Consider the following 5,257-nt stretch of genomic DNA (forward strand, 5'->3'; position numbering starts at 1 on the left):
CGGTGGAGCCACCGCCGTTGTCGGCCACGACGATGCGCTGGCCCGCGAAGTCCTGGGCCACGCCCAGAAACGTGAGCGAGCCCTCGACCTCGCCGGGGATGACCTGCGGGTCGACCCCCAGCCCGCGAAGCGCGCCCAGCAGGTCCTCGGAGTTCGAGGCGTCGCGAGCGGCGCTCGTGAGCGTGCAGCAGGCAACCTCGACGCCAGCCTCGCGGGCCGCCTCGAGGTAGCCGCGCACGCAGGAGACGACGCGCTCGCACGCGGCGGCCGACAGGGCGCCCGTCTCGGCCACGCCCTCCCCCAGGTTGCAGATGGTCGAGGTCTTGGGGCAGCTCTCGACGTGGCCGGCCGCGACGCTCGCCACGCCCAGGCGGCAGGTCACGGTTCCGATGTCGATGACGGCGACGCGTCCCATCTATCCAACTCCCTGGGTCGAGGGGTCATAGCCAAAGATGAAGTCGAGCACCGAGGTGTACCAGGGCGTCGGTTCCTCATCGGTCGTGGCGGACGTGTCGTTGGTGACGCTCTCGTCGGTCGTGGCGCTGCCCGAGTCGGTCACGCCGTCCATGTCGACGGCGGTGTCGCCCTCCTGGACGTAGCCGCGGCGGCGCGCCTCGTCCTCGATGCCCTCGCGGGTCATCAGCGAGTCGACCTCGCTCTGGAGGGTCTGGGCGCTCGAGGTGGCGGCGTCGAGGCGCTGGGCGAGCACGGCGTTGGTGCGGCGCGCGCCGTAGAGGGCCTTGGCGGGCGAGTAGAGCGCACCCAGCACGACCACGATGATGCCCACGACGATGCACAGCATGAGGTGCGAGGAGCACCAGCCCACAACCGCCTGCGCGGGAGAGGCCTTGGCGGCGCCCCGCTCGCGGCCACGCGAGGCCACGCGGCTCGAGGCATGGGCACGGCCCTGCTCGGAGGCGCGCTCGCGAACGCGGCCGCGCGCCTGGTCGCGCCCCTGAACGGCATGGTCGCGCGCATGCGTGGGGCGAGCAACGCGCGCGTTGTCGGAGGCGCGGTAGCGCGCGGACCCCTCGGCGCCGCGCGGGCGCTCATGGCTCGCGTAGCGCGGGCGCTGCGGCTGGCTGGAGAAATCGGTCATGAATGTTCCTGCTTCGTTTCTGCTGCTGTCGAACACATGCCTGCGAGGTCGCGCCCGTCCGGGAAGCCGGGCGGGCGCGTTTGGTCTCGCTTATCTGTTATGCAGGCTACAGTTTAGCCCTCGCGCTTGGCCCGGGCCCAAAGCTCCTCAAGCTCATCATGCGAGAGGTCCTCGAGAACGGCTCCCCGCTCGCGGGCCGCCCCCTCCATGGCAGACCAGCGCGAGCGGAACTTGTCGCAGCTCAGGCGCAGCGCCGTCTCGGCGTCGACGCCCTCCTTGTGGGCGACGTTGACCAGGCTGAACAGGACGTCGCCCAGTTCCTCGGCCGCAGCCTCGCTGCCGCGGTCCTCGTTCGAGAACTCCGCGCGCTCCTCGTCGACCTTTGCCCAGACGTCTTCGGTGGTCTCCCAGTCAAAGCCGCAGGCGGCAGCCTTCTTCGAGATCTTCTGGGCCTGCATGAGCGACGGCAGGGCGCGCGGCACGGCGTCGAGCAGGCTCGTGGGGGCCTCGCCCTCGGCATCCGCCGCGCCCTTGCGCTCCTCGAGCTTGACCTTGCTCCAGATGTCGAGTACCTCGTTGGCGTCGCTGGCCGAGACACCCGAGCCAAACACGTGCGGGTGGCGCCTCACGAGCTTGTCGTCGAGGTCGCGACAGATGTCGGCAAACGTGAACTCGCCGGCGTTGGCGGCGATCTGGGCGTGGAGCAGCACCTGCATGAGGACGTCTCCCAGCTCCTCGCGCAGGTGGGCGGGGTCGTGTGCCTCGATGGCGTCGACGGCCTCGTAGGCCTCCTCGATCATGTTCTTCTTGATGCTCTCGTGCGTCTGGACGCGATCCCAGGGGCAGCCGTCGGGCTGGCAGAGGCGCCAGATCGTGCGAACGGCCTGCTCGAGCTCGCGCTGGCGGCCGGGGGCGTCGGCGCGCAGGCTCGTCTGGGCATCGGCGCGTGCACGGGGGCCGTCGTGGTCTCCGCCCAGGAGCTCGACGAGCCCGGCCTCGGAGAGCTTCTCGACCACGCCGGCCGCCATGTGGCGGGCGCCCTCGAGGCCCGGGTGCAGGCGGCCGTCGGCATAGAGCGAGGGGTCGGCCGGCACGAGGTCCGTGCCGTCGACGAAGGTGAGGCCCAGGCGGGCGCACTCGTCACACAGGATGCTCGCGACCCAGACCAGCGTGCGGCCGCAGGCGCGCGGCTCGTCGACGTCGGCACGCCAGACGGGGCTCAGCACGAAGATGGGCGTGTCGCGGAAGCGGTCGGCGAGCTTGGCGAGGTAGCGACTCATGTTCTCCACGAGCTCGGCCCCGCTTGCGGTGTGCGACCAGTCGTTGGTGCCGTAGGCCACGACGATGGCCGCGGGCGGGTTCTCGCGCAGCAGCTTCATGCCGCGCAGGGTGTGCGCGTCGAAGTGATGGCCGGCAATGGCCTGGTTCACGAGATCGAGGCCGAGCACGCGCGAGACGCGCGCCGGCCAGGTGCCGCCGGGCTGCCCCACGACGTAGCCTTGGGTAATCGAGTCGCCCAGGGCGAGCAGGTAGCCGCGCTCGGGCGCGCGCTCGAGGCTACCGTTGGTCGAGAGGTTGCCCACCGCAACGGACATGAGGCAGGGAAGGTAGACGACTACGTGGGCGGGCGCGTGGCCCTCGTTGGGGAAGCGCAGCGTGACGGGGCCGTCTGCCACGGGGGCCGTAAGGACGTAGGAGCCGTCGACGTACAGGTCGATGCCGTCGACGAGGCCCGCCTCGGGCTCGCGGTCATCGCCGCGGCCGCGGGCGAGCTCGATCGTCTCGCGCACGGCGGCGCTCTCGAGGTGCAGGGGCCGCACGACGGAGCAGTCGAACGAGACCTCATCACCATCGGTGACCAGGTCAATCGTGACGCCGGCCGTGTAGCTCGCGGCGCGGGCGCGACCGGCCTCCTTGGCGGCGTCCATCTGCTTGTCGGACATGCGCGACGGCCTCACGAGGCCGTCGGGGCGATAGACGAGGTGGTGCGCGCCGCGGATGAACGACGCGATGTTTGCTGCAGTCATACTCGTTTCCTCTCCTTGGTTTTGCGCCCAGTGTAGCGCCGGAGACGGTGTCCTCCCATAACCCTGACGCGACCCTTACGCCAGGCCCTCTTCCTCGGGATAGCGCACGCCCCACTGGCGGCGCAGCTGCGTCATGATGGCCATGACGTCGGTGGTGTAGGCGATCATCGCGTCCTCGACCGCATCCCCCGCGACGGCGCGCTCGAGGTCTGCCACCTCGTAGCACAGCGCGTAGGCCTCCTCGCCCACGTGAATCTCCTCGCGGCGGTTGTCGGCCGTCCAGGTGATGGTGGCGCGGTCGGCGCGCGGGTAGTTCATGATCTCGACGTAGCAGTCCTCGAAGGAGAGCATCGCACGCTTGGGCTGCTTGGAGTGCAGCGACATCGTGATCGTGGCCATCTGCATCTCGGCGTTGCGCATGACGATGCCGCTCGTGACGTCGACGCCCGTCTCGCACGCGTTGCAGATCGAGATGACGTCAACGGGCTGGCTCACCAAGAACAGGCGGGCGAGCGTAACGGGGTAGACGCCGATCTCGAGCATGGCGCCGCCGGCGAGCTTGGGATTGTAGAAGTGGTTGGTGGGGTCGTAGTCCTTGTAGCTGCCAAAGTTGAGCGTGGCGAGGTTGAGCTTGCCAAAGTCGCCGGCCATCGCGCGGGCGATGAGGCCGCGGTAGAGCGGCATGTGCAAGATCGTGGTGCCGTCGATGAGCTGCACGTGGTTCTTGTCGGCGATGGCCTGGGCCTCGGCGAGCTCCTCGGAGTTGAGCGTGATGGACTTCTCGCACAGGACGTGCTTGCCTGCCCCCAGGGCACCGCGCAGGAACTGGATGTGGGTGTTGTGGGGTGTGGTGATGTAGACGACATCGACCTCGGGGTCGGCGTAGAGCTCCTCGGGGGTGTCGTAGACGCGCTCGACGCCCCAGCGCTGGGCGTAGGCGTCGGCCTTTGAGCGCGTGCGGTTCTGCACGGCCACGAAGTGGCGGCCGGCAAGCGCCAGGGCCTGCGCCATCTGGTTGGCAATGACGCCGCAGCCGATGACGGCCCAGCGCAGCTGCGGGGCCTCGAAGATGTCCGTGGGGAACGGCTTGTTGGCAACGGCCTCGAACGCGGCGGCGGCAGAAGCCGCGGAGTCGATCGCCTGGGGGTTGGTGACGAGTGCCATGGGTGCTCCTCTCCCGCGGCCCGGCCCAAGCGGGCGCCGGCCGCGCTGTGCGTGCTTAACGCGCCTAATTATCGCCGCCAAGAGCGAGTTTTAGGCGCGTTTGCCACACATTGCATGAGAGAAGCGCAGGCACTACTCCTCGGGTTCGTCGTCGCCGCCGGCGAGCTCCAGGACCGCGAGGGCCTGCGAGACGACGTCGGCGTTGCCGCGGGCTATGGGATAGGCGACCTTCTCGGTCTTGGGATAGACGAGGGCGCCCTGCTCCTTGAGCCTGAGCGTGAGGTCACGGTTGCACTTGAGTCCCTGGAACATGAGACGGCCGCTTGCGACCGACACGCTCGCCACGCCCAGGCGCTGGGCGCGCACGCGGATGCGCGTGCGGTCGAAGAGGTTCTTGGCCGCCTGTGGCAGGCTGCCGAACTTCTCCTCGCACTCCCTCTGCAGCGCGTCGACCTCGACGAGCTCCACGGCGCAGGCGAGCTTGCGGTAGACGAGCACGCGGCGATCGACCTCGGGCAGGTACTCTTCGGCCAGGTAGAAGTCGGCCGGCAGGTTGATGTTGACCTCGCTGCTCGCGAGTTCCTCGCCGCTCTCGCCCTTGGCCTCGGCCACGGCCTCGCCCAGCATCTGGGTGAACAGGTCGAAGCCCACGCTCGAGAGGTTGCCGTGCTGCTCGGCGCCCATGAGCGAGCCCGCGCCGCGGATCTCGAGGTCGCGCATGGCCACGCGCATGCCACTGCCCAGCTCCTGGAACTCGTTGATCGCCGTGAGGCGCTCGGTGGCCTCGGGCGTGAGCGGGCGCTCGCCGGGGAACATGAAGTAGGCATAGGCCTGCGTGCGCCCACGCCCCACGCGACCCTTGAGCTGGTAGAGCTGCGCGAGGCCTAGACGCTGCGAATCCTCAATGATGAGCGTGTTAGTGTGCGGGTTGTCGATGCCGCTCTCGATGATGGTGGTCGCCACCAGC

General features: G+C 69.3%; 5 protein-coding genes. All 5 read right to left on the reverse strand.

Features of this window, described 5'->3' with window-relative positions; genetic code table 11:
- A partial coding sequence (locus AC1VTH_RS06455) for a Ppx/GppA phosphatase family protein (protein WP_481335349.1) occupies window positions 1-415 on the reverse strand: 415 nt, incomplete at its 3' end.
- On the reverse strand, window positions 416-1,099 hold the full coding sequence (locus AC1VTH_RS06460; RefSeq protein ID WP_481335350.1) for a hypothetical protein: 684 nt from the start codon (window positions 1,097-1,099) through the stop codon (window positions 416-418).
- A gap of 113 nt (window positions 1,100-1,212) precedes the next feature.
- Window positions 1,213-3,126 (reverse strand): nucleoside triphosphate pyrophosphohydrolase, encoded by a 1,914-nt coding sequence (gene mazG, locus AC1VTH_RS06465; protein WP_481335351.1) that lies wholly within the window; start codon window positions 3,124-3,126, stop codon window positions 1,213-1,215.
- A gap of 75 nt (window positions 3,127-3,201) precedes the next feature.
- Entirely contained in the window at window positions 3,202-4,290 is a 1,089-nt protein-coding gene (locus AC1VTH_RS06470; protein ID WP_481335352.1) for a Gfo/Idh/MocA family protein, read from the reverse strand.
- A gap of 132 nt (window positions 4,291-4,422) precedes the next feature.
- Window positions 4,423-5,257 (reverse strand): TRCF domain-containing protein (locus tag AC1VTH_RS06475; RefSeq protein WP_481335353.1); only part of this gene is annotated, 835 nt, incomplete at its 5' end.

This window comes from Parolsenella sp., from assembly GCF_982402205.1.

Excerpts from the sequence above, each read along its gene's own strand:
- mazG (WP_481335351.1), bottom strand. The coding sequence starts at position 3,126 with ATGACTGCAGCAAACATCGCGTCGTTCATCCGCGGCGCGCACCACCTC.
- AC1VTH_RS06460 (WP_481335350.1), bottom strand. The coding sequence starts at position 1,099 with ATGACCGATTTCTCCAGCCAGCCGCAGCGCCCGCGCTACGCGAGCCAT.
- AC1VTH_RS06470 (WP_481335352.1), bottom strand. The coding sequence starts at position 4,290 with ATGGCACTCGTCACCAACCCCCAGGCGATCGACTCCGCGGCTTCTGCC.